Genomic DNA, 19,971 nt, shown 5'->3' on the forward strand with positions numbered 1-19,971 from the left:
TGCCACGGTGACGCTGCCGACGACCACGGTGACGGCCAAGGCGCATGGCTCGCTGACGGCGCCCTCGGTGGGCCAGCAGAAAGAGACGCTGTTCGGGACTGCCGGCTCGGTGGGCTTCGTCGATGCGGCTTCCTACAGCGACACCTACGCCAGTAACCTGCGCGACGTCCTCAAGGACTCGCCAGGCGTCTATGTGCAGGAGCGCTACGGCCAGGAACTGCGGCTGTCCATCCGTGGCTCGGGCATCGCGCGCGGCTTTCATACGCGCGGCCTGGACATCCTGCAGGACGGCGTGCCCACCAACTTCGCCGACGGCAGCGGCGACTACTACCAGATCGACCCCCTCGGCCTGAGCGCGGCCGAAGTCTACAAGGGCGGCAACGGCCTGGCCTACGGCACCACCACGCTGGGCGGCGCGATCAACTTCACCACGCCCACCGCGCTGACCGCCGACGCGCCCAACCTGGTGCGCGTGGACGGCGGCAGCTTCGGCACGGCACGGGCCAGCGGCCAGGTCTCGCGCCAGATCGGCGCCTTCGATTTCCTGGGCAACCTGAGCGTCAACCATTCCAACGGCTACCGGGACCACGAGCGCGGCCAGTACGAGCAGTTCAACGCCAACTTCGGCTACCGTTTCAGCCCGGCGGTGGAAACCCGCTTCTACCTCGGCGCCTACATCGTCGACCAGCAACTGCCGGGCTCGCTCTCGCTCAGCGATGCGCTGAACAACCCGCGCAAGGCCTCCGCCAGCGCGCTGGCCGGCGACCAGGCGCGCAACACCCGCACCGAGCGCGTGGCCAACGTGACCACCGTCAAGCTGGACAGCGGCCAGCTCGACTTCAGCACCTGGGTCATCCACAAGAGCCTGTACCACCCGATCTTCCAGGTGATCGACCAGGACTACTGGACCTACGGCTTCGCCCCGCGCTACACCGGCAACCAGACCATCGGCGGCCTGCGCAACCAGGTGATCGTCGGCGCGCGCTTCTTCGGCGGCAACAACGATGCGCGCCAGTTCATCAACATCAACGGCAACCGCGGCGCGCAGACGCTCAACGCGGCGCAGGACGCCTACAACTACGAGGCCTACTTGGAGGACCGCCTCTGGGTCGTGCCCACGGTCGCGCTGATGGCCGGCGCCAAGGCCTACCGCAACGTGCGCGACTACCACGACTACGGCGGCCTGGCGGCGAACCCCACGCCCAAGTCGGATCGCACCACCTACAGCGGCGTCAATCCCAAGTTCGGCGTGCTGTGGGAACCGGTGCGCGACGTGCAGGCCTTCGCGGACATCACGCGCAGCGCCGACGTGCCCGACTTCACCGACCTGACCCAGACCATCGCCACCACCACGCGCTTCGTGCCGCTGGCCGCGCAACACGGCTGGACGCTGGAACTCGGCACGCGCGGCAAGCGCGAACGCTTTTCGTGGGACGTGACGGCGTACCGCTCGCTGGTGCGCGACCAGCTGCTTCAGTTCACCACCAACCCGGATGTACCCGCTGCCACCTTCAATGCCAATCGCACCACGCTGCAGGGCGTGGAGCTGGGCGTGTCCGGCGACGTGCTGCAGAACGTATTCGGCAGCGGCGACAGGTTCACGCTGTCGCARCTGTGGAACTACAGCGATTTCCGCTTCGACAAYGATCCGSWSTAYGGCAACAACCGCATCGCMGGCGTGCCGSAGCAYGTGTTGCGCACCACCGTCGCCTACAGCCGCGCGGCCGGCCTGCGCGTGGCAGGCACCATCGACTGGGTGCCGGGCGGCGCCTACGTCGACTACGCGAATACGCTGCGCACGCCGGGCTACGTGCTGCTGGGAGTGCAGGCCAGCTACGACTTCCAGCGCGGGGTCACGGTATTCCTCGACGCCAGGAACCTGACCAACAAGCGCTACGTGAGCGATTTCAGTACGGTGGCCGATGCGCGCACCGCCAATACCGCGGTCTTCTATCCAGGCACCGGGCGCGCCTTCTATGCCGGGGTGAAGTACAAGTTCTGAGGCCCGCCGCCATGGCGCAAGGGGCAGGGGTGCTCGCCGCGCAGCGCCCCTGCCCCTTTGTCTTTCCTGCCGCTGTTCCCTTCCCTGCGCCTTAGTCGATCCGCTCCACCGGCGGGACCACCCAGGTGCCATCGAGCATGGCCTGCTTGGGCCAGTAGACTCGCAGCATCAGGTTGAAACCGTCCGCCGGCGCTGGCAGCCAGTTCGGCAGCTGGCTGGCCGGCGGACGTGCATTCTGGATGACGAGGTCGAGCGAGCCGTCGCGGTTGTACTTGAGGCGGTCGCGGTCGCCGATGGCGTAGCGGTTCAGCGGGTTCGCCGCGAACGCCTGCTTGTCGTTGTAGAGCGTGAGCGACCAGAAGGCGCTGGTCGGCGGCAGCTGGTTCTTGTCGAAATGCATGACATAGCGCTTCGCTCCGCTGAGCGGCTTGCCGGCCGAGTCGACGCGCGTGCTGGGGTAGAGCGCGTCCGCCGGCAGGTTCGCCCCGAGGCCGACCCACGCCACCAGCGCGCGCTTGCCATAGGCGGTGCCATAGCTGCCGAGGTCGCGGCGGATGTTCCACTCCGCGCCGGTGTCGGCGCCGCGCCTGGCAGCGCCCGAGATGCCGGCCAGCGCGGCGGTGGCGCCTTCCTGCACGGCACGGGCCGTGGAGGGCTCGAGCGCGGTCACGGAGAACGGGGCGCCGGGCACGATGCCGAGCTTCTTGATCGATGCCACCATGGCGGCGTCTGCCGGCGCGGGCGGATTGGCAGGCAGCAACTCGGCGAAGCGCGTGAAGAACGCCTGCGCGTCCATGGCTGCCACCTGCTCCACCGGCGGGGTTTCCACATCGGCCGTGCTGCTTTCCGGCGCGGCGGCCGGCGCGGCCTTGCCGCGTGTCTTGCCGGCGCGCTGCCAGGCCGACAGCGGCATCAGGCGGTATTGGTTCTGCAACTGGCGCACCGCCGCGTAGTCCTGCTTGCCGTTGGTCTGGGTACGGCCGATCAGCCAGACCATTTCGGTGGGTGCGTGGATTTCCTTCACATCAGGCGGCAAGGTGCCCGTCCACTTCGGGCCGGTGATAGCGAACACGGCCTTGCCGGTGCCGGTGGTGCGCTTGCCCGGCGAAGCGAACACATTGGTCCAGCCGTCCATCAGCGGCATCAGGTAGTAGCGGCCGTGGGTATCCGGCAAGGACAGGATCACCGGTTCCGCGCTCAGGTCCAGCCATGCCGACGAGTAGAGCGTGTCGGCATTCGGGCTGACCACATCCGTAAAGGTGGCGTCCGGGAAGCTGCGCTTGTGCGCGAAGGTATTGGCCGGCGTGCGCGCGGTCATGACCTCGCGCGTGACATCCATCAGCACCAGCGGATAGGCGTAGGTGAAGACCTGGGCCGACAAGGCCTTGATGGTCGCGTCCGGCTGGGTGGAAGCGCCCTTCGGCGCTTCCACCTTCTGCGGTGCCGTGGCGCACCCGGCCAGCAGCAGGCCGAGCGCCGCTGCGCCCGCGATCTGGCGAATCGAAAAACTCATGACCCCGATCCCTTGTTTTTGGATTGACTACCCGACACGTCGGTCACGTCGGTTACCGCTGGAGCGGCGACATTTTTCCCGCGTGTGATTGAGCGATTTTATTCGATCGATGATGTGCTGGCGAGTCCGCACTTGTCAATTCCGGGCACGGGAATAATGCGGCATAACGCACCAAAGGCCGAGTCTTATGGCGCGCTTCCGGGCGGGGAGCGGCGCTCCCGCCTGGCCGCGCCTCCTGCGTCCCGCGTGCCTCTTGCATGGGGCGCCGGCTTCGTCCGCCAGGCCCCCGCAGGTTCCTCGCGTTGCCTTCTGATCTTAGATATGCCGCGCCCTGCGCGCCATCCGGATTTTCTTCCCCGTCAGCCGCCGGGATTAAAGGGTAAACCACACTCTGATCGACCCTGAAATACCATCAAAAATAGGACTGCTCTTATATGAAATCATGAAAACCGTACCTAGAATTCTCTCATCGTAAATAACGAAATTTCCCAACAAAGGACACGGACCTATCTCGATAGCGGAGGAAGAACAGAACAGGGAAGCCATCGAAGGGAAAATCATCGGCGCGTCCGGATCGAGAAGCCGTGGCCATTGAATAATCAATGGCCCGCAGCACGACTCCTGTCCGGAAAAATCGCGAGATAACCCTATTCATCCAGCAAGAAACAAGATGACGCCAGCGCTCGGCACGCGGGCGCAGGGCCTCCTTTTGTCCGGCGGTCCAATAACAACCGCATCGGAGACGCCCTCATGCCAGCCTGGAAGCGCCCCTTTCTTCATCTGCTCTGCCCCGGCATTGCCCTGACCCTGGCCGGTTGCGGCGGTGGCGGCGACGGCATGGCCAGCGGCGACACGCCATCCGCCGTGCCAGGCACGGCCAGTTGCGCATCGCCCGCCGAAGTCACGGTCGATACCGTGCTCGACAGTGCCTGCGTCTACAAGCAGACCTTCACGATCAGCCGGTCCGGCATCACGCTGGACTGCGGCGGCGCCACCATCGACGGCCGCGGCACCGATGTCAAGGGCATCTACGTGGACTCGCGCGGCGGCGCGCTGCGCCATGTCACCATCCGCAATTGCCGCCTGAAGAACCAGGCCTCCGTGGGCATCGCGATCGGCTGGAGCGGTGCGCTCGCGGCCAGGCTCCAGGCCTACACCCGCGACGACATCTACGCGCGCTCACCGCAGCAGGTGCTGATCGAGAATGCCAGCGTGGAGGGCGCCGGCAACGTCGGCATCTATATCGAGTCCTACGCATCCGGCAACACGCTGCGCAATGTCACCGTGACCAGTTCGCGTGGCCCGGGCGTGTACCTGGACGCCTCGACGCGCGACAACCGGATCGTGAACTCCACCTTCACCGGCAACGGCCTGCCGCGCACCCGCGAAGCCATCGCCATCGATTCTTCGGCCGGCAACGTCATTGCCGGCAACAAGTTCAGCGGCAACGCCCTTGCCGCCATCACGCTCTACAAGAACTGCGGCGAGAACCAGGGCCCGGCGCGCTGGCAGCACTCTGACGGCAATCTGATCCAGGATAACGATTTTGCCGCGGAAAGCGTGGGCGTCTGGATCGCGTCCAGGCAGAGCCGGGACCTGGGTAACTGGAATTGCAGCGACCCCTCCTACTATGCCGGCCGGTATTTCCTCGATTATGCGCAGAACAACCAGGTGATGAATAATCGCTTTGCTAATGTCCGCCAGGGCGTCATCGTGGAAGACGACAATAATACGGTGAGCGGAAATACGTTCTCCGGCACCAGAAACGCCGATATCGTGACCGGTGCCCAATATCGTGCAATGTATCTCGGACGCCCCGTTTCCGGGCTGATCGCGCAAGACAATACTTACCTGCCATAGACGACAGGCCGATGACGGCAAAGCAACAAAAATCCCCCGAAGCGGCGGGATCGTACGGGCACCGATGGGCACTACAATGCCGCAGCACAACAAGGATACCCATTCCGGGAAACGCCCTCATCGCCGTCAGACTACACCAGCGGAGACTGGAAAGATCCTCAAGAGGCGCGGATCCGGCACAGGAAACTGACACAGGAAGCAAGGCAATGACGTTTTATCTTCTGGGGTTCCTCGCTTTCGAAGCTATCTGGTTCCTTCCGCTCAGGAAGGTTTTCCGCGCCGCGCACTTCAGCACGACGTATGCCTACCTGGCGCTGATTCCACTGGTCGGGCCCCTGCTGTGCATCTGGATCCTGGCGGCACGGCCGTGGCCGCTCAAGAACAAGCTGGTGCGAACGTTCTCGGCGTCCTGAAGCGCCGCAGCACCGGGCGCCCGCCGATCCCGGCACCATGCATGGGATCGTAGCAAGGGTATCGCCCGATTCCGCCGGAAGTCGAACGTCCATGACCATGTAGCGGGGCCAATAGCGCCCATACATGCCTTAGACAGGAGACATTTACGTGGATCGACGACAATTCCTCGCCGCCGCCGCGGCCATGGCCGCGGCTGGTGCCGCACCCGCCGTGGCGGCCAACTGGCCCAGCCGCCCGCTGCGTCTTGTGGTTGCCTATCCCGCCGGTGGCGGCACCGACGTGGTGGCCCGGCTGTTCGCGGACTTCCTGGGCAAGGCGCTCGGCCAGTCGGTGGTCGTGGAGAACAAGCCCGGTGGCGCCACGATCCCCGCCACCCAGGATGTCATCCGCGCCAAACCCGATGGCCATACCCTGCTGATGACGCTGGGATCGTCCGCCACCTCGGGCGCCCATATCAACAAGGTGCCCTACGACCCGATCACTGACCTGACCGCGCTGGCCGAGGCGGCACGCGCGCCGGTACTGCTGGTGGCGAACAAGAACGCGCCCTTCTCCACGCTGGCCGAGATGATCGCCTATTCCAAGGCCGCCAAGGCACCGGTGCACTCGGCCTCGTACGGGCCGGGCACATCCTCGCATTTCGGTCCGCTGCTGCTCAACAAGCTGTCCGGCAGCCGGCTCGAGCCGGTGCTGTACAAGGGCTCGGCACCCGCCACGCAGGACCTCGTCGGTGGCGTGGTGCCGGTGATGATCGACGGGCTGACCACGGCCGTGCCGCTGTACCAGTCCGGCAAGACCAAGCCGCTGGCCATCACCACGCCGGAGCGCTCCGACATGGCGCCGGGCGTGCCCACGTTCCGCGAACAGGGCTTCGCTGGCATGGAGCAGCTCAGCGGCTACTTCGCGCTGTTCGGCCCCAAGGCCATGCCGGCGGATGTGGTGGCGCCGGTGTCGGCGGCGATCCAGAAGGTGCTCACCGACCCGGCCTATCACAAGCGTCTGTTCGCGGTGGGCGTGCTGCCACCGCAGGCCATCACGCCACCGGTGTTCGCGGCACAGGTCAAGGCGGACTATCAGCGCTGGGGCGAGTTCATCAAGGAGATCGGCTTCAGCCTCGACGCCTGAAGCCGAACGGCGTCATGCGGGCGCGAGGGTACTGCGCGTGCGCTCGACCGCCGCCGAAAGCCAGGCCGCGGCCTGGTCAGGAATGGTGACCGGCAGCATATGCCCGCCGGGCACCAGTTCCAGCTCCAGCGCCGGCAGCTTGTCCTTCATCGCCTGGCCGTGGATGCGCCAGTCGAGCACGGCGTCGGCCGTGCCGTACAGGATGCTGATCGGCAGGGCCAGCGATGCGTAGCGCCCAGCCATGGAGGGCAGATCCTCTTCCAGGCTGTTCATGTCGGTCGACGCGGCATAGAAAGCGCCCGGCCGCAGGCCAAGCAGGCCGCCGCCGGCCGTGCCGAAATCCGCCGGCGGCCGCTCCGGGCTGAACACGAATTCGACCATCGCGCGCCCGCGCAGGATCGACCGCGGGATTGCCAGCGTCCAGGCGACCACGCGCCGCAGCGCGGCCGGGGAAACCGCAAGCGCGCGGAACGAGGCCGGCACGCCTTGCACCGGATGGGTCAGCGGCGCGATCAGCGCCAGGCCGGCCGCCGTGCCGGGATGATCGAGCGCCACGCCCAGCGCCACGGCGCCACCCAGCGAATGCCCTACCAGCAGGGGATCCTCCAGCTCCAGCGCCCGGATGAACCTGGCGATGACTTCGCTTTGCTTGCTCAGGCGCGCCGACATTCCCGCCGGCCGGGTCGAGTATCCCGAGCCGGGCCGGTCGACCAGGATCACGCGGAAGCGCGAGGTCAGTCGTTCGAGCAAGGCATACGAGAAATTCCCGGTCTGTCCGCCCAGCCCGTGCACCATCACGATGGCCGGACCCTGGCCCTGGTCGATGTAGTGCAGGCGGGCGCCATCGATTTCGATGAACTTGCCGCGCGGCGGCAGCGCCTTTTCCACCTTGCGCGCGATGAGGGCGCTAAACGCCACCAGGCCAAGGATGACGATGGCGGCAATGGCAATAACAATGGCAATGCAGGCAATCAGGATGGTCATGGTGTCGCTCCTCAGCCCTGCACCGATTCCGCCGCCCGGGCAGGCGCCGCCTGCGCGCGCGGCGCGGCAGTGCCGGCCCGCCCGAACACCATCGCATCGTCCTCCACCTTGCCGAACTTGAGCGCCATCAGGTCGAACAGGTAGTTCTGGTGGACCTTCCACGGGCGCTTGCTGCCCTGCCTGGGCAGGATGCCGTTGGCGCGCTGCACGTAGCCGGAGGTCAGCGACAGCGACGGCTCGTCGTCGCCGGACGCATCGCCGCGCCGCGGCACGCACCAGGCATGGCCGGCGGCGTCCATGTGGTTGAGCAGGCGGCAGACATACATCGACGACAGCTCCGCCTTGAGCGTCCACGACGCATTCACGTAGCCCATCGCCACCGCCAGGTTGGGCATGTCGCTATACATCATGCCCTTGTACATGAAGGCCTGCGCGGGCGTGGCCGGCACGCCGTCCACGCCGAGCTGGATGCCGCCCGCCACCTTGAGTTGCAGGCCCGTGGCCRTGACGATCACGTCGGCATCGAGCTTCTCGCCCGAGCGCAGCCGCAGCCCGGTTTCGGTGAAGGATTCGATATGGTCGGTGACGACCGAAGCCTTGCCCGCGCGGATCGACTGGAACAGGTCCGAGTCCGGCACCAGGCACAGGCGCTGGTCCCACGGCTTGTAGGCGGGCGTGAAATGCTTGCCGATGTCGTAGTCCGGGCCGAGTTGCGCGCGCGTTGCCTCGATAATCTTGCGCTTGACCAGTTCCGGCTTCTTGCGCGCGAGGTTGTAGAAGTACATGCCGAGCAGGACGTTCTTCCAGCGCGTCACGCGGTGCGCCATGCCAGCCGGCAGCTTGCGCTGCAGCCACGCGGAGACGCGATCGCTGGACGGCCGCGCCACCACGTATGTGGGAGAGCGCTGGAGCATGGTCACGTGCGCCGCGCGCTTGGCCATCTCCGGCAGCAGCGTCACGGCGGTAGCACCGCTGCCGATCACCACCACGCGCTTGTCGTCGTAGGCCAGGTCCTCGGGCCAGTGCTGGGGATGCACCACGCGGCCCTGGAAGCGCTCCATGCCCGGCCAGCCCGGCATATAGCCGTCGGCGTAGTCGTAGTAGCCGCTGCACAGGTAGAGGAAGTTGCAGGTAAAGCGCGCCGGCGCGCCCTGCGGGCCCACGCTGGCTTCCACCGTCCACCGGGACGTCCCGGACGACCACGAAGCGTGCGTGGCGCGATGGCCGAAGCGGATATGGCGCTCGATATCGAAGGCCTTGGCGGTGCCGCGGATGTATTCGAGGATGGCGCCGCCATCGGCGATCGACTTCTCGCTGCGCCATGGCCGGAAGCTGAAGCCGAGCGTGTACATGTCCGAATCGGAACGCACGCCGGGATAGCGGAACAGATCCCAGGTACCGCCGATGGCGTCGCGACCTTCCAGGATGGCGTAGGTCTTGCCCGGGCAACTGGCCTGCAGGTGGTAGGCCGCGCAGATGCCGGAGAGGCCCGCGCCTACGACCAGCACATCGAAGTGACGGGCGGGCTCCCGCTGCGCCGCCTGCTGCTCCGGAGTGGCGGCCTGCGCCCTGGGGTGCGCCTGGTCGTGCCCCTGGTCGTGCGCGTGCTCGTGCGCCTGATCCGCGTTGCCTGCTAGCATCGTTTGTCTCCTGTTGGCCAGATCCCGCCGGAAGCTTCTCGCATGGGCATTCCCTTGGTGCGTCCGTGCAGTGCTCCGACTAGACTAGGGTGTTCACCCTAATTAATCAACCCAGATTCCTCTAACCAGGGATTTCCCTTAAGCCCGCATACGCCCGGACGCTGTTCCGCCACCACCCGAGATGCCAGAAATGCAGCATACGAAACACCGCCGGCCACGCACCGCCACGCGCAGGGGCCTCGCAACATGAGCGCGGACCACACGCCGGCGCGGCGGCCCAAGACCCGCGAACGCATTCTCGAAACCTGCCTGAGCCTGTTCAACGAACGCGGGCCGATGCTCGTGACCACGGCGGAGATCGCCGCGGCGGTCGGCATCAAGGAAGGCAACCTCCATTACCACTTCAACCGCAAGGAACAGATCCTGGAAGCGTTGTTCGGTGCTTTTGAAAGCGCGCTGCGCGCCACCGCCGTGGCGGATCTTGCCAAGGGCGATAGCCCGGACCGCTTTGCCGGCTACCTGAGCGGCTGGTTCAACCTGATGTGGGAATGGCGTTTCTTCTATCGCGACTCGGCTTCGATCCGCGCGCTGGCGCCCGCGCTGCGCGCGCGCACCGAAGCGCTGGCCGATGACGGACAACGCCATGTGCGGCGCGTGTTCGACGGCATGGAAGCGGCGGGGCTGCTGCGCGCCACGCCGGCGCAGCTCGATCACCTGGTGGTCAACAGCTGGATCGTCTCGACCTACTGGATCGACTACCTGCGCTCGCGCCACGGTATCGATGCGCTCAAGCGCGAACATATCAGCTGGGGCGCATCGCAGGTGATGAGCCTGTTCGGGCCTTACCTCACCGAGACGGGGCTGGCGCAGCTGAATATCGACGCGGCGCGCGATCCGCGCACCGGCGCGCACTAGCCGCCATGCGCGTGCCGGCGAGCCATCGTCATTGACGTCAGGCAAGCGCGGCAAAGGCGCCTAAGGTTAAAACTTGCCCCGCTTGCACGCACCGGCAGGCGGATCCATTGATTCACAATTCCTTGAGTCACTTACCGGAGATGAACATGACAGTGACGCTCAGGTATTGGTCAGAAGACGGCGATGAGGAAACCGTCGATGTACCTTCCGCACGGGTCTTGTCCCAGATGGCGCCCCATCCCCCCTCGCAGGCGCCGAAGCGCACGCCCGACACCGAAGACAAGCCACCAAAGTGGACCATTCCAGACGACCCTCCGGGCGATTTCGCCTGAGAGGCATTCGAGTGGCAGGCAAGGCAAGGCGATGCGACCGAAACATCGTCGGCTGTTACGAATTGGAAAGCAAAAAGCCCGTGCGGCAAGGACCGGACGGGCTTCGGGAAAGTGGTTGCGGGGGCAGGACTTGAACCTGCGACCTTCGGGTTATGAGCCCGACGAGCTGCCAACTGCTCCACCCCGCGGGGCGAAATATACGCGGATCGGTGGCATCTGGATACCCCTTCTTGGAAATAAACCGGAAAGTGGTCGTTACGCGGGCGCCGGGCGGCTTGCGGGGCGCCCTGTGCCGGCAATTCAGCTATTGCCGTCGATCCATTGGCGTGCCCACGCATAGGCAGCCGCTGTCGCATCCGCGGGCGTGGCGTGGTTGTGCCCTACCGCCCTCGCATCCTGGACGATCGCCCCATCCTCCCAGATCGCGCACGAGGCGATGTGCAGCCCGTCCTTGATGGTCTTGCAGAACACGTGGATGACGAATCCTTTGTACTGCGCCTTGTATTCCGTGACGTTGCTTTGGTTTTGCATCTGGCTTTGCTGGTCTGGCCGCCTGTTCTCGCCCCGCGGCGAATCCTGCGGCGCATCCTAGCATGGGCACCCCGGGCCGGTTTTTCCATCGCCGCCGTCCCGCCGGCAATCATCATCGTCCTCCGCACCAGGGAGCCCGCGACCCGCTTGCCAAAACCAGGCAGCTCGTTATACTGTATATCCATACAGTACCCTGTAAGGCAACCACCTCATGTTCAGCTGCGATCCCGGCACCCTCTATCTCTACAGCCAAAGCCCCGCCGCGGCCAGGCTGTCGATTCGCTGCCCGCTCCTGACCGTGGACGATCCCCTGCTCACGGCTGACACCTGGAACCCCGAGGCCGAAGCGGCCGCACAGGCGGCCGGGGCAACGCTATACCTCTCGGGCATCGACACCTCGGCACTGAAGGCGCTTCCCTGGACCATCGACGCGCTGGCGTTCGAGCGCGACGGCGCGCGCATCAGCTTCTGCCTCGCTGAAGGCATGGAGTTTCTCAGCCCCATCACACTTCGCTTGCGCAGCCGCGGCGAACGCCACTATGCCACTTTGCAAGAGCCGGCGTGAAGTCGATCAGCCCGGCGCCCTGGCGCGACGGTGGACGCGGCGCCGCTGCAGGAATCCTGCTAGCCGGTCAGCCCGCGGCCTGCGCCCGGGCCTGGTGAATCCGCGGCGCTAGGCGGCGATGGCGCGCGGACTGGCGGCGGCCGTGGCCTGCTCGATACGCGCGAGCAGCCGCTTCCCGGAAGCCACCACGGCAGGATCAGCGGTCATCTGGTAACGCACGATCATGCCTTCGACGCAGAGCATGGCCTCCTCCGCGACTTCGTCGGGCGTCGCCAGCTTCAGTCTCTGCGCAAGCTCCGCGATATACGCCTTCAGTGACACCTTGTGCGCGGTGGCCTGCTCCAGATGTCCAGGGGCACCGGTCGAGCCGGCCTCCGCAACCACGTTGATGAACGCGCAGCCGCGGAACGTTTCCTGACCGAACCACACGCCCAGCGCATCTGCAATCGCCCCGAGGCTGGGCGCGGAAGCAAAGCGCGACTCCACCTCCTCGATGAACCAGGACATCCAGAACTCGTGGCGCCGGTCGAGAAATGCGGAGATCAGTTCATTCTTGGAAGCGAAATGCCTGTAGAGCGACATCTTCGCCACGCCCGACTCGGCAATGATCTTGTCGATGCCCGTCGCCCGAAAGCCGTCTTGATAGAACAAGCGGGCTGCCGTGTCGAGAATCCGCTCTCGCGCCGAAGGCTGGGTCATGGCACGTCTTTCCAAAGTGAAAGTTGATAGACCAAGTATTGCAGACAGACCTGTCTCTGTAAAGCAGAGATACGACTCTGTCTCCTCCGTCTCCTCCGTTTCCATTACGCGGGCTTCTCCGGCTTTCCTTATTGGGGCCCTGTCGAAGAGCTGAGTCTTTCGCGCTTCGCGGGCGGGCGTGAGATCGATCGCAAGCGTGGTGCATCCATGGCGAGAAGCCACCCGTAGCGCCGCCATCAGCGCAGGCGGCACTGCCGCACGCCCTATTCGCGCTGGTATGCCCTAATTCACCCGAACTGATCCTGTTCGGCCCGCGGGCCAGGCGCTAGCCTTGCTTCTCCTCCTATTCAAGCGTTCGGGACCTGCCGCGCGGCAGCACCTGTCGAGACTTCCCCATGTACTTGTATGACTCCATAGACCAGCAGGTGGTCGACCAGCGCGTCGCCCAGTTCTCCGACCAGACCACGCGTTTCCTGGACGGCCGGCTCACCGAGGACGAGTTCCGCGTGCTGCGGCTGCAGAACGGCCTCTATATCCAGCGGCACGCGCCAATGCTCCGCGTGGCCATCCCCTACGGCATGCTCGTCAGCCGGCAGTTGCGCAAGCTCGCCGGGATCGCGCGGCGCTGGGACCGCGGCTACGGCCACTTCAGCACGCGGCAGAACATGCAATTCAACTGGCCGCGCCTGGAAGACGCGCCCGCCATCCTGGCCGAACTGGCCACCGTGCAGATGCATGCGATCCAGACCAGCGGCAATTGCATTCGCAATACCACCACCGACCACTTTGCCGGCATCGCCCCGGACGAGATCGTGAACCCGCTGGTCTGGTGCGAGATCATCCGGCAATGGTCGATGCTGCACCCCGAGTTCGCCTTCCTGCCGCGCAAGTTCAAGATCGCCGTAAGCGGCGCCCGCACGGACCGGGCCGCGGTCGGCGTGCACGATATCGGCCTGCAGGCCGTCAGCAAGGATGGCGAGACCGGATTCCGCGTATGGGTGGGCGGTGGCATGGGCCGCACGCCGATCGTGGCCAAGCTGATCAACGAATATGTGCACTGGTCGGATCTGCTGACCTACCTGCAGGCCACGCTGCGCGTCTACAACCTGCACGGCCGCCGCGACAACAAATACAAGGCGCGCATCAAGATCCTGGTCAAGGACCTGACACCGGCCGTCTTCGCCCGGCAGGTCGACGAGCAATGGCAGCGCATCCGCGGCGGCCCCGACACGGTGAGCGCCGAGTTCGTGCAGGAGATCGCGGGCCGCTTCACCGCGCCTGGCTATGACCCCGCGGCGGCGAACGACGAAGATGCCTCGGCGAGCTTCGCCGAACAGAATCCCAGGTTCCGCCGCTGGCTGCGCAGCAACGTCCAGGCTCACCGCGTGGCGGGCTATTGCGCGGTGACTGTTTCGCTGAAGGCCACCGGCATGCCTCCCGGCGATATCACGGCCGACCAGATGGACGCCGTCGCCGACCTGGCAGACGCCTACGGCCTTGGCGAGCTGCGTGTCTCGCACGAGCAGAACCTGATCCTGGCCGATGTGCGCCGCACCCATCTGCACGAAATCTGGGAACGGCTGGACGGCCTGAATCTCGCCACGCCGAACATCGGCCTGCTCACCAACATCATCGCCTGCCCGGGCGGCGATTTCTGCTCGCTGGCAAACGCCGTTTCCATTCCGCTGGCCGAGGCCATCCAGCAGCGCTTCGATGACATGGATTTCCTGCACGATATCGGCGAACTGGATCTCAACATCTCCGGCTGCATCAACTCCTGCGGGCACCATCACGTGGGGCACATCGGCATTCTCGGCGTCGACAAGGCCGGCGAGGAGTGGTACCAGGTGACCGTCGGCGGCCGCCAGAACGGGGCACTGTCGGCCGGGCGGCACGACGAGATGGAAGGCGCCGGCGGCGCGGCCATCGGCAAGATCATCGGACCGTCCTTCGCGCGCGGGGAAATCCCGGATGTGGTGGAACTCCTCGTGCAGACCTACTTGTCGCTGCGCGACAGCGATGCCGAACGCTTCATCGATGTCGTCGAACGCACCGGCATCGAACCGTTCAAGACCGCCGTCTACAGCGACGCCCGGATCGTCAAGCGGAAACAGCAAGCGGAGAGCGCACGTGCCTGAAACCAAATCGCAAGACCTGGCGCCCAACGTCATCCGCAACGGTGCGCTCGAAACCGACAAATGGCGCGCCTTCATCTCAGATGACGGCCCGGCATCCGCCGCGTTGCCACCCGACGAGGATGGCTGGCTGGTTTCCCTCGGCGCATGGCAGGCAGCAAAGGCAAGCCTGCGGCAACGGACCCATCCGGTTGCGGTGTACCTGGTGCCCGACGCCGACCCCGAGGCGCTGCTCGATCCCGGCGCAGCCATCATCGATCCGACCGGCATTGCCCACCTGGCCATCGATTTCCCCGTCTACACGGACGGGCGCGGCTACTCGCTCGCGCAGTTGCTGCGCACGCAGTACGGATGGGCCGGCGAGCTGCGCGCCGTGGGAGACGTGATGATCGACACGGTGCACTACATGGCCCGCTGCGGCTTCGACAGCTTTGCCGTCAAGCCCAGCCACGATCCCCAGGCAGCCCTCGAGGCGCTGGGTACGTTCACGGTCCACTACCAGAAAGGCTACCGGCGGCCCGCCGCGCCGGGGTGAGCCGCGCCAATCCTCTCCATGCCGCGCGATTCCGCGCTATTCCTTGCTATTCCGCGCTGGCCACTTCCTTCGCCTGCGCCGCATGCGTACTCTGCCAGCCGCCGCCGAGCGCCTGGAAGAGGTTCACCTGGTCCGTGGCCACCTTCGCATCGGACGCCGCCAGCGCCGCCTCCGCGCGCGCCAGGGCGCGGTCCGCATCGAGACTGGCGAGATAGGGCTGGCGCCCTCCCGCATAGAGCTGCCGGTGCTCGCGCGCCACCACCGACGCGGCGTCGCGTGCCTTGCGCAGGCCCTGGTTGCGTTCGAGCTCGTTGGTGTAGCTGGCCAGCGCGGTCTGCGTTTCCTCCAGCGCCTTGAGCACGACCCCGTCGAAGCGCGCCAGGGCCGCATCCGCGCCGGCTTCCATGCCATGGATGCGCGGCCGCACGCCATTGGTCGGGAAGTTCCAGGTGATCAGCGGACCGAACCCCCAGTGCGCGGTGGGACCCGTTCCCAGGTCCGCCAGCAGGCCGGTCGCGCCGACCGAGGCACCAATGCGGATCGAGGGATAGAGATCGGCCGTCGCCACGCCGATCCTGGCCGTCGCCGAGGCCAGCTCCCGCTCGGCCTGCCGCACGTCGGGCCGCCGGCGCAGCAGCGCCGCGCCATCCCCGACCGGAATCGCTTGCCGCGGCCGGGGCTCCTCGCGGCATGCCGCCTGCGCCCCGGAATCCGCCCCGGGCGGCTGCCCCAGCATGACCGACAGCCGATAGGCCGCCGCCGCCTGCTCTGCCCTGAAATGCGGCAGCGCCGCCCGCAATCCTTCTGCCTCGCCCTGCGCCTGCGATGCGTCGCTGGGCTGGCTGCGCCCGGCAGCGACCAGGCGCCTGACCACCTCGGCGCCGCGCTCCTGCAATGCCAGCTGGCGCTGCGCCACCTCGAGCTCATGCGTGGCGGCGCAGCCCTCGACGTAGGCGCGCACGGTCTGCGCCACCACGCTCACCCGGGCGGCATCCAGCGCTGCCTGGCTGGCCTGCGCACTCGCCAGCGCAGACTCGTCGGCACGCGCGAGCTTGCCGAAGAAGTCCACCAGGTAGGAGACGGAAAGGCCGTAGTCGCCAAGATTGAAGACCGGCACCTTTTCCTTGATCAGCACGCTTTCGCCAGACAGCTGCGCGCGTTGCACGCTGGCCGAGATGCCGCCCTGCACCAGGTTCTCCGCCTCGACCTCGTGATAGTTCGCGATGGCGCGGCGCAGGTTGGCTGACGCCACGCGCAGGTCCGTATTCGCGGCAAGCGCCTTCTGCACCAGTCCATCGAGCTTCGGATCGTCGTAGAGCCGCCACCAGTCGTCCGGCAGCGGCGCAACCGAGATGGCCGGATCGCTGGTGCCGAAGAGCGGTCCATTGGCCTGCACGGCCTTCACCGCGGCCTGGTCGGGCACGCGGTAGTCGGGGCCCACCGCGCAGGCGTAAAGCAAGGGCACGGATGCCGTCATCAGCGCAAGCCGCGCGCAGGTCTGTCTGTTCATTGCTGCTTCTCCTTCAATGACGCACCCTGCCCGCCCGCCAGCGCCCGGGGCTGCTCGCGCACGCTGACCGTCGCGGTGCGCCCGGACACAAGCCGCACGTCGGCCGGCACATCGTCCAGCACCACGCGGACCGGCACGCGCTGGGCCAGGCGGACCCAGTTGAATGTCGGGTTCACGTTCGGCAACAGGTTGGAGCCGCTGGTGCGGTCGCGGTCCTCGATCCCTGCCGCAATGCTCTGCACATGGCCGTGCAGCACCGTGTGCTCGCCCATGATGCGGACATCGACAGGGTTGCCCGCGCGGATCCCGTGCAGCTTGGTCTCCTCGAAATAGCCCTCGACATACAGCGAGCCGCTATCGACCATCGACAGCGCCGGCTTGCCCGTCGTCACATAGTCGCCCAGGCGCGGCAGCCGGTCATTGAGATAGCCATCCACCGGGCTGACCACATGTGCGCGCGCCAGGTTCAGCTCGGCGAGTTCGACAGCGGCTTCGGCCTGCGCGAGGGCGGCCACGCCTTCGTCCACCCGCTCCTGGGTCGTCTCGACCACTTCCGTGGCGACCACGTCCGAGAGCGTGCGGTTGCGCGCCGCCTCCCTGCGCGCCTGCGCCAGGGTAGCCTTGCGCGCCGCAGCGGTCGCCTTCGCTTGCTGCAGCGCCAGCGTGAACCGGTCGGGATCGATGACGAAGAGCAACTGGCCGCGATGCACCTGGGCGTTGTCCTTCACCAGCACCTGGGTCACCAGCCCGGACACATCGGGCGCGAGCTGGACGACGTCGGCGCGGACATGGCCGTCGCGCGTCCAGGGCGCCACGGTGTAGTAGTCCCACAGGTGCTTGCCGGTCGCCGCCGCGGCGCCGGCGACCAGCAGGGTCAGGGCCACGGATGCAAGCGTAGTGATGTTGAGTTTCATGATGACAACTGGCGTGCCAGGGCAACCACGCCGCCCAGCACAATCAGGTAGATAGAGAAATTGAACAATGACCGGTGCCACACCAGCCGGTAGAAGCCGCTTCGGGCCAGCGCCGCGCGCAGCACCGCCGTGAGGCCCAGGGCAAGCAGCATCAGCACCAGGATGCTTGGCACGAAGACGCCATAGACATCGATTTCACTGGCCAGCATGGCGCACCTCCCGGATCAGCAGTGGAGCGGCATCGGCGCCCTTCCCGGCCGGGGCGAACAGGCTCAGGCGCAGGGAAACGAGGGCGGCGATGGCCTCCTGCGACATCGCATCCGCCGGCGAGGCAATCGCCGCGATCGCGTCGTCGATGCGGCGCGCCAGCGCGGGCGGTGCCGGCAGCGCATGCCCGGCCGCGACGCGTGAGCGGTAGTGGCGCGCCACTGCCAGCAACAGGCGCGAGACCGCCCTGCGCGCCCCGGGCTGCAGGGCCCCGACGTCGCGCTGCAGGGCGAGCGCGCTGAACCCCGCCTGCAACTCGGCAAAGCCGTCGGACGACGCCTTGTCCCGGTTGGCGGCGAGCATCGGCACCAGCCGGCTGAACCGGTCCAGCATCCGGCCGCCCAGCGTCGGGTGTGCCGCGGCTTCCCGCCGGTCTGCGCCGAGGGCAATGTCCTTCCAGCTCGCGCGGATCAGGCGGCGCAGCATCACATGCGAGCCGAACGGCCGCGTCACGAGCACCCACACCGGCGCGAACAGCATGGCGGCGAAGCTGGCCAGGCTGCTGTTGAAGATGTCGGCGAAGTTGGCGTCATAGACGCTCTGGACGTTGGCGAAGGAGGCCGAGTTGACCGAAAGCAGCACCGCGAACAGGTTGAAGCCCGGCCGCGGCATCAGGGTGCCGATCCCGAGATAGGGAATGGCCAGCATGGCGGCCAGCGAACCGAAGTCATGCGCATAGGGCAGCACGAGAAACTGGTAGAACCAGGAAATCAGCAGGCAGACACCGCTCCATTTCACGAAGCGCCATGCGAGCTTGTGCGGCTCCTCGGTGGTGGCGAAGAAGCTGCTGGTGAGCGCCGCCAGGCCGACGGCACCGGCGCCGTCCACCCAGCCGGAGAGTATCCAGAACAAGCCGGCGCAGAACACCGCGAGCGCGGCCGAGCACGCGTAGAACAGCAGCATGCCGTGGTCATGGTAGTAGGCGCGCGCGCTCAAGGCGCCGCCGTACCGCATGGCCGGCATCGCGCTGGCCGCGCGTGCGTCGCCGATGCCGCGCCGCAGCGCCTGGCAGTCCTCCCACAGGTCGCCGAGCGTATCGAGATGGCTGGCGGCGGTGGCGACCAGGCCGGCGTGCCAGCCCGGCGCGCGGTCGTACTCCTGCCACGCGGTGTGCGCAGCCGCGGGCCTGTGCGGATCCGCATCCGCGCCGGCCGCGATCCACTGCGTCAGCGCAGCCATGCGCCGCGCCAGGGACGTGGGCATGCCCTCGGGGTGATGGCGCAGCGCCCGGGTCACCTCGGCCAGGGACGACAGCACCGGCAGCAGCATCGTCATGCGCTCGTGCAGGGCACGCGCGCGCTCCAGCGTCGCCGCGCTCTCGGTGTCGTAGGCAAGCTGGGCAATCAGGTGATCCAGGGCAAGGATGTCGGCGGCAAGGTGATGGCGGCTTTGGTGTTGCTCGGCCAGTTGCGCCCCCTGCGGCGAGAGCATGTCGGCGACCCATTGCGCGGCGTCCGCCAGCCACGCTTCCGCCCGGCCGCGCAGCGCCGGCGCCACCTTCTGCGGAAACACCAGCGAGCTGACCAGGCTGGCGCAGACGATGCCGAGCACGATCTCCTCGATGCGCGCCAGGGCGACATCGAATACCTGCGTTGGCTGCGTGACCGCAGGCAAGGCGACGATCGGCAAGGTGTAGGCCGCGAGCAGGAAGATATAGCTGCGCGGCGCGCGCTGCATCAGCGAGAGATACAGGAACGCGCCGGTCCACAGCGAGATCGCCCCCATCAACATCAGCGGCGCGTTGACCAGCGGCGGCACCAGCGCCACCGCGGCGGCGGCCCCCAGCAACGTACCCGCTACGCGATAGGCGCCTTTCGAGCGCGTTGCGCCGGTCAGCGGATTCGAGACGAGATAGACCGTCGCCATGGCCCAGTAGGGTCGCGGCAAGCCCAGCGCCAGCGCAATATAGAGCGCCAGCATCGAGGCAATAAAGACCTTGGCGGAAAACAGCCACTGTCCTGGACTGGGCCAGATAGACATGACAGGAACGGGAAGCTTGGTTCAGAAGGATCGAGCGGGTCGCGCGCGGG

Annotated in this window: 18 protein-coding genes and 1 tRNA gene; 9 read left to right on the forward strand and 10 right to left on the reverse strand. The window is 66.7% G+C overall.

Going from position 1 to position 19,971, the window contains the following annotated elements:
- Positions 1 to 7: 7 nt before the first annotated feature.
- Positions 8 to 2,002 (forward strand): TonB-dependent receptor family protein, encoded by a 1,995-nt coding sequence (locus AB4Z48_RS19355; RefSeq protein WP_441617098.1) that lies wholly within the window; start codon positions 8 to 10, stop codon positions 2,000 to 2,002.
- 91 nt (positions 2,003 to 2,093) lie between these two features.
- Here the strand turns inward: AB4Z48_RS19355 and AB4Z48_RS19360 are convergent, their stop codons facing one another.
- Positions 2,094 to 3,515: a DUF1254 domain-containing protein gene (locus AB4Z48_RS19360; RefSeq protein WP_441616837.1), complete on the reverse strand. Its 1,422-nt coding sequence runs from the start codon at positions 3,513 to 3,515 to the stop codon at positions 2,094 to 2,096.
- Positions 3,516 to 4,265: 750 nt separating this feature from the next.
- Here AB4Z48_RS19360 and AB4Z48_RS19365 point away from each other — a divergent pair.
- The 3 genes from AB4Z48_RS19365 to AB4Z48_RS19375 all read left to right on the forward strand — a co-directional run bounded on the left by AB4Z48_RS19365 (position 4,266) and on the right by AB4Z48_RS19375 (position 6,914).
- On the forward strand, positions 4,266 to 5,375 hold the full coding sequence (locus tag AB4Z48_RS19365; RefSeq protein WP_441616839.1) for a right-handed parallel beta-helix repeat-containing protein: 1,110 nt from the start codon (positions 4,266 to 4,268) through the stop codon (positions 5,373 to 5,375).
- A gap of 206 nt (positions 5,376 to 5,581) precedes the next feature.
- A complete protein-coding gene (locus tag AB4Z48_RS19370) occupies positions 5,582 to 5,788 on the forward strand; it encodes a hypothetical protein (protein WP_441616841.1) in 207 nt (68 codons plus the stop codon).
- Positions 5,789 to 5,936: 148 nt separating this feature from the next.
- Entirely contained in the window at positions 5,937 to 6,914 is a 978-nt protein-coding gene (locus AB4Z48_RS19375; RefSeq protein ID WP_441616842.1) for a tripartite tricarboxylate transporter substrate binding protein, read from the forward strand.
- 12 nt (positions 6,915 to 6,926) lie between these two features.
- Here the strand turns inward: AB4Z48_RS19375 and AB4Z48_RS19380 are convergent, their stop codons facing one another.
- A complete protein-coding gene (locus AB4Z48_RS19380; protein ID WP_441616844.1) occupies positions 6,927 to 7,898 on the reverse strand; it encodes an alpha/beta fold hydrolase in 972 nt (323 codons plus the stop codon).
- Positions 7,899 to 7,909: 11 nt separating this feature from the next.
- Entirely contained in the window at positions 7,910 to 9,538 is a 1,629-nt protein-coding gene (locus AB4Z48_RS19385; protein WP_441616846.1) for a flavin-containing monooxygenase, read from the reverse strand.
- A gap of 246 nt (positions 9,539 to 9,784) precedes the next feature.
- Between AB4Z48_RS19385 and AB4Z48_RS19390 the strand changes: the two genes are divergently transcribed.
- Positions 9,785 to 10,453: a TetR/AcrR family transcriptional regulator gene (locus AB4Z48_RS19390; protein WP_441616848.1), complete on the forward strand. Its 669-nt coding sequence runs from the start codon at positions 9,785 to 9,787 to the stop codon at positions 10,451 to 10,453.
- A 146-nt stretch (positions 10,454 to 10,599) separates the two neighbouring features.
- Positions 10,600 to 10,785, forward strand: a complete 186-nt coding sequence (locus AB4Z48_RS19395; RefSeq protein WP_441616850.1) for a hypothetical protein — start codon at positions 10,600 to 10,602, stop codon at positions 10,783 to 10,785.
- Between the two features lie 112 nt (positions 10,786 to 10,897).
- Here AB4Z48_RS19395 and AB4Z48_RS19400 read toward each other — a convergent pair.
- Together AB4Z48_RS19400 and AB4Z48_RS19405 are read right to left on the reverse strand one after the other, a co-directional pair.
- Positions 10,898 to 10,973, reverse strand: a tRNA-Met gene (locus tag AB4Z48_RS19400).
- 112 nt (positions 10,974 to 11,085) lie between these two features.
- On the reverse strand, positions 11,086 to 11,316 hold the full coding sequence (locus AB4Z48_RS19405) for a hypothetical protein (protein ID WP_441616852.1): 231 nt from the start codon (positions 11,314 to 11,316) through the stop codon (positions 11,086 to 11,088).
- A gap of 211 nt (positions 11,317 to 11,527) precedes the next feature.
- Here AB4Z48_RS19405 and AB4Z48_RS19410 point away from each other — a divergent pair, with 211 nt between their 5' ends.
- Positions 11,528 to 11,881 (forward strand): hypothetical protein, encoded by a 354-nt coding sequence (locus tag AB4Z48_RS19410; RefSeq protein ID WP_441616854.1) that lies wholly within the window; start codon positions 11,528 to 11,530, stop codon positions 11,879 to 11,881.
- 108 nt (positions 11,882 to 11,989) lie between these two features.
- Here the strand turns inward: AB4Z48_RS19410 and AB4Z48_RS19415 are convergent, their stop codons facing one another.
- Positions 11,990 to 12,580 carry a TetR/AcrR family transcriptional regulator gene (locus tag AB4Z48_RS19415; RefSeq protein ID WP_441616856.1) on the reverse strand — a complete coding sequence of 197 codons (591 nt, stop codon included), beginning with the start codon at positions 12,578 to 12,580 and terminating at the stop codon, positions 11,990 to 11,992.
- A gap of 395 nt (positions 12,581 to 12,975) precedes the next feature.
- Here AB4Z48_RS19415 and AB4Z48_RS19420 point away from each other — a divergent pair, with 395 nt between their 5' ends.
- Positions 12,976 to 14,718: a nitrite/sulfite reductase gene (locus AB4Z48_RS19420; protein WP_441616858.1), complete on the forward strand. Its 1,743-nt coding sequence runs from the start codon at positions 12,976 to 12,978 to the stop codon at positions 14,716 to 14,718.
- Entirely contained in the window at positions 14,711 to 15,250 is a 540-nt protein-coding gene (locus AB4Z48_RS19425; protein WP_441616860.1) for a DUF934 domain-containing protein, read from the forward strand. The genes AB4Z48_RS19420 and AB4Z48_RS19425 overlap by 8 nt, the downstream gene beginning before the upstream one ends.
- A gap of 46 nt (positions 15,251 to 15,296) precedes the next feature.
- On the opposite strand, the gene AB4Z48_RS19430 is transcribed toward AB4Z48_RS19425, so the two are convergent.
- The 4 genes from AB4Z48_RS19430 to AB4Z48_RS19445 are packed head-to-tail and all read right to left on the reverse strand — an operon-like array spanning position 15,297 to position 19,921.
- On the reverse strand, positions 15,297 to 16,760 hold the full coding sequence (locus AB4Z48_RS19430) for an efflux transporter outer membrane subunit (RefSeq protein WP_441616862.1): 1,464 nt from the start codon (positions 16,758 to 16,760) through the stop codon (positions 15,297 to 15,299).
- Positions 16,757 to 17,755, reverse strand: a complete 999-nt coding sequence (locus tag AB4Z48_RS19435) for an efflux RND transporter periplasmic adaptor subunit (RefSeq protein ID WP_441616864.1) — start codon at positions 17,753 to 17,755, stop codon at positions 16,757 to 16,759. The genes AB4Z48_RS19430 and AB4Z48_RS19435 overlap by 4 nt, the downstream gene beginning before the upstream one ends.
- Positions 17,671 to 17,883, reverse strand: a complete 213-nt coding sequence (locus tag AB4Z48_RS19440; protein ID WP_441616866.1) for a DUF1656 domain-containing protein — start codon at positions 17,881 to 17,883, stop codon at positions 17,671 to 17,673. Before AB4Z48_RS19440 ends, AB4Z48_RS19435 begins: the two co-directional genes overlap by 85 nt.
- Positions 17,870 to 19,921 carry an FUSC family protein gene (locus AB4Z48_RS19445; protein WP_441616868.1) on the reverse strand — a complete coding sequence of 684 codons (2,052 nt, stop codon included), beginning with the start codon at positions 19,919 to 19,921 and terminating at the stop codon, positions 17,870 to 17,872. Before AB4Z48_RS19445 ends, AB4Z48_RS19440 begins: the two co-directional genes overlap by 14 nt.
- Between the last annotated feature and the right edge of the window lie 50 nt (positions 19,922 to 19,971).

The organism is Cupriavidus sp. 2TAF22 (assembly GCF_052115045.1).
Lineage (GTDB): Bacteria > Pseudomonadota > Gammaproteobacteria > Burkholderiales > Burkholderiaceae > Cupriavidus.

Excerpts from the sequence above, each read along its gene's own strand:
- AB4Z48_RS19360 (WP_441616837.1), bottom strand. The coding sequence starts at position 3,515 with ATGAGTTTTTCGATTCGCCAGATCGCGGGCGCAGCGGCGCTCGGCCTG.
- AB4Z48_RS19365 (WP_441616839.1), top strand. The coding sequence starts at position 4,266 with ATGCCAGCCTGGAAGCGCCCCTTTCTTCATCTGCTCTGCCCCGGCATT.
- AB4Z48_RS19370 (WP_441616841.1), top strand. The coding sequence starts at position 5,582 with ATGACGTTTTATCTTCTGGGGTTCCTCGCTTTCGAAGCTATCTGGTTC.
- AB4Z48_RS19380 (WP_441616844.1), bottom strand. The coding sequence starts at position 7,898 with ATGACCATCCTGATTGCCTGCATTGCCATTGTTATTGCCATTGCCGCC.
- AB4Z48_RS19390 (WP_441616848.1), top strand. The coding sequence starts at position 9,785 with ATGAGCGCGGACCACACGCCGGCGCGGCGGCCCAAGACCCGCGAACGC.
- AB4Z48_RS19395 (WP_441616850.1), top strand. The coding sequence starts at position 10,600 with ATGACAGTGACGCTCAGGTATTGGTCAGAAGACGGCGATGAGGAAACC.
- AB4Z48_RS19405 (WP_441616852.1), bottom strand. The coding sequence starts at position 11,316 with ATGCAAAACCAAAGCAACGTCACGGAATACAAGGCGCAGTACAAAGGA.
- AB4Z48_RS19410 (WP_441616854.1), top strand. The coding sequence starts at position 11,528 with ATGTTCAGCTGCGATCCCGGCACCCTCTATCTCTACAGCCAAAGCCCC.
- AB4Z48_RS19415 (WP_441616856.1), bottom strand. The coding sequence starts at position 12,580 with ATGACCCAGCCTTCGGCGCGAGAGCGGATTCTCGACACGGCAGCCCGC.
- AB4Z48_RS19420 (WP_441616858.1), top strand. The coding sequence starts at position 12,976 with ATGTACTTGTATGACTCCATAGACCAGCAGGTGGTCGACCAGCGCGTC.
- AB4Z48_RS19430 (WP_441616862.1), bottom strand. The coding sequence starts at position 16,760 with ATGAACAGACAGACCTGCGCGCGGCTTGCGCTGATGACGGCATCCGTG.
- AB4Z48_RS19440 (WP_441616866.1), bottom strand. The coding sequence starts at position 17,883 with ATGCTGGCCAGTGAAATCGATGTCTATGGCGTCTTCGTGCCAAGCATC.
- AB4Z48_RS19445 (WP_441616868.1), bottom strand. The coding sequence starts at position 19,921 with ATGTCTATCTGGCCCAGTCCAGGACAGTGGCTGTTTTCCGCCAAGGTC.